The following is a 3038-nucleotide window of genomic DNA, read 5'->3' as shown; positions in this document are numbered from 1 at the left end:
AATCATCACAGTTCTGAAAGTAAATTCAGTAACCACCAAGAAAACAATCATCAAGGGTTTGGTGCTGGATTTGGTGGTAGATTTGATTAGAATAAAATAACCCACATAAGGAAAAACATGACTTGTAGCATAAGGCAAAATAGTAATTCTTCTTTTATTTCAGCTACATGAAGGAGCAACTAGAATAGGATTGACATTGAAAATGAAAAGAGTGTTAAAGATACGATGAAGTACTAAGTAACTGATTCTTCTCCTTCTTGCACGAATTCTACTCACGGCAACGTACGCCAAATACCATCAGCCAGTGGAATTTAGAAATCAATTCAATAGACTAAACTCATTGCAGGATTACGCTTTGAGATGTATGTATTTATGTATAGCAAGTGTTCTTCTAGAACATGATCTAGATATTATTATACATATTCTTTTACTTTAGAATAACTAATAAATGACTTATTTAAAAGTTTAAGTAGTTAATATGCTCTAAATATCGTTCTATGACAAATGGCCGAACTGGAGTGTGTCTAGAATAAATTTGCGACAGATATACTTTATAACGATATTAGCTCTCAGTACAATTATTGTTTCTGGGTCGATAAGTAACATGATCGCATTCGGGATCATTGGTGGTAGCGGTACCAGTAAGCAAAGGAATCAAGCTTGTTATAATGCAGGTTTTGGTGATGGAAGAGCTCATCCTTTCAATCAAACCACTTACAATGGATGTAGCACTAATGGTAGGGCTTATTATGAAGGGTTCTTGTCTGGTTGCATATCAGGCCAAGGGAAAGATTACTTCTCATGCCAAAGGATGACCAATGTACCTGTGCCTCCTGACACAGACGATAGCGACAACAATGATAATAATGATAACGGTTAACGGTGGCCGGCACTAGTATGCACATTTCCTACAATACAAGAAGGTGTGCCAGTCTACTGTAAAAGGGAAGCTGAAGAACCAAGAGAATCATAGCCGAAGATGAATCTGACGCTTAGCTTGGCCTTTGGCAGTACACCAAAAAGGATTAAGTATCTGCATTTGTCACCCCTTGTAGAATCTGTTGCGGATTGTTATGGTAGGTTCTATCATGAAGAGCAATAGCTCTCACAAAAGCCAATTAAAATAAAAGGCATAAGAAACTGGAATTCAATTTTCTTTGACAGAAGAGGGTATGAAACAATACTTGGAACAAGTGATTAGGGAAGTAAAGATGTAAAGAATAGTAATAAGAAAAGTAGGACGAACGGGTAATGCATAGAACTTAGAAGGATGACTGAGAATAAGAATCAAATTAAATGTGCCATGCGTGGAAAGGTAATAATCGACAAAGATCAAGAAAGGAGAATCGTCGAAGTTACTGATGGTAAAAAAAGCAATCAAACTTTTCTAGATAAGATACCTAAATGGTCTGAAGAGTAATTTCGGAATAGTGGATAGGAAAGTGTGTTTGCTTCATTCGGTTTCACATGAGGAGCAGGCTCAACGATTATCACATGCGATATAACTAATGCTAAAGCCCTTGTAGAAGCACAACAATTCCAATTTGAAACCCTTTGGAAGAATGCAATTCCAGCCGAAGAAAAGATAAAGGAAATTGAAGAAGATATGAAGCCACCTTTTACAGAAACATTAAGAGATTCTCTTCAGATACAAAAGTTGTACTTTACCTTGTAAATTCCAAACAAGAAATTCTAATGTTAGTATATAGTAATACCGTTATTGGTAACATATTTTTAAAAGTAGGATATGAAGAGGTCGCCCAAAAAATGCTACAAGAATGACAAACCCCTACAATATTTGTATTTTCAAGAGAAAATAGTTATTCTGACTTGATTAGAATTTGTATTCCATCTGGATCCTTAATCAGAATTTGATTCATGTTATTAACCTCTTCCTCCTCTCTTCTTGACTGTTTCTTTTGCTGCTTGGGAGTAATTGAATCATAAATAATTGACCTAATTGTGTTAAGATAAGATCTATTATGCGTTTTTATTGTAAAATATTCTAGTCCGGCCTCAACATTGGTATGAGCATTCCCATTCAAAGTATTCCAAGTATTTAGCGCAATGTGATGATGGTATCCTCCTGCAGAAAGAAAGGCAGCACCCATCGAACTCCAGTCAACGGTTATATCAAGTCCTAGTTTTTCATGATAAAACTTGACTGACCGTTTAAGATTTGTGACTCTGAGATGAATATGTCCAATTTTTGCACCATTTGGAAATACTTTTGGGTTGTCTAATTCCTCTTTGGTCAGCTCCTCTGATACAAGAGCATCCAAATTCAATGGCAAGGTATCCATCATAATATGGCCTTGAGAATCTCGTGGCCATTCTTTATTAGGTCTATCGTGATAAACTTCTATTCCATTATTTTCAGGGTCTCTAAGGTACAATGACTCACTGACTAGATGGTCAGCAAATCCATCATATTCTACACCTGAATCTCTAAATGCCAAATAGGTTGAAGCAAGACTCTTTCTATCTGGGACAAGTATTGCAAAATGAAAGAGTCCTGCTGAATGTCCTGATGCATAACTTGCATTTGGATCTTGGAGCAGTATCACAAGTGGTTGCATTGTGTCGGTATGATCAGTTCCGTGTCTAAAACCAAGTTCAAACAGTACGTCGCCATTTTCGTTTTGATACTTTTTACTTATTTGTAGGCCAAGTCTTTCATAAAACGCTGTCACTTTCCCAATATTCTTAATTCTTAATACAGGAGACCCCATTATAATGTTGTCTGGTATGTTATACGTAGCCAATTTGAAACACTGAAAAGTATGAACTAATCACTATAGCATATAGATAGGGTGATACTTATACGCTTCCAACTGCTAATTCTGTTCTCATTAACTTATTATTTTTATCTATTAATTTGCACATTTTTCTGGATAGATAATGCTGGTCTTCTAAACCGAATGAATTTTTAGAAGCTTGAAAATCTATTCTGATAAAACAACTAAAAATAGAGTGGGGGAGAATACTAATTCTTTACTTTACGATTATCTGTGATTGTTACCGTGTATGTCAGCTGA

At 35.7% G+C, this 3038-nt stretch carries 3 protein-coding genes; 2 read left to right on the top strand and 1 reads right to left on the bottom strand.

Annotated features, from left to right (window positions below; all coding sequences use genetic code 11):
* Nucleotides 1–520: 520 nt before the first annotated feature.
* Nucleotides 521–880 carry a hypothetical protein gene (locus tag DYY65_RS11590; RefSeq protein WP_162478117.1) on the top strand — a complete coding sequence of 120 codons (360 nt, stop codon included), beginning with the start codon at nucleotides 521–523 and terminating at the stop codon, nucleotides 878–880.
* 390 nt (nucleotides 881–1270) lie between these two features.
* A complete protein-coding gene (locus DYY65_RS11585; protein WP_162478116.1) occupies nucleotides 1271–1420 on the top strand; it encodes a hypothetical protein in 150 nt (49 codons plus the stop codon).
* Nucleotides 1421–1820: 400 nt separating this feature from the next.
* Here the strand turns inward: DYY65_RS11585 and DYY65_RS11580 are convergent, their stop codons facing one another.
* On the bottom strand, nucleotides 1821–2732 hold the full coding sequence (locus DYY65_RS11580; RefSeq protein WP_162478115.1) for a VOC family protein: 912 nt from the start codon (nucleotides 2730–2732) through the stop codon (nucleotides 1821–1823).
* Nucleotides 2733–3038: the final 306 nt, after the last annotated feature.

This window comes from Nitrososphaera sp. AFS, from assembly GCF_009898475.1.
GTDB lineage: Archaea > Thermoproteota > Nitrososphaeria > Nitrososphaerales > Nitrososphaeraceae > Nitrosopolaris.
This window is presented reverse-complemented; position numbering and strand designations above follow the sequence as displayed.

Bases quoted from the DNA above. Each gene is read 5' to 3' on its own strand.
- DYY65_RS11585 (WP_162478116.1), top strand. From the start codon at position 1,271: ATGACTGAGAATAAGAATCAAATTAAATGTGCCATGCGTGGAAAGGTA.
- DYY65_RS11580 (WP_162478115.1), bottom strand. From the start codon at position 2,732: ATGGGGTCTCCTGTATTAAGAATTAAGAATATTGGGAAAGTGACAGCG.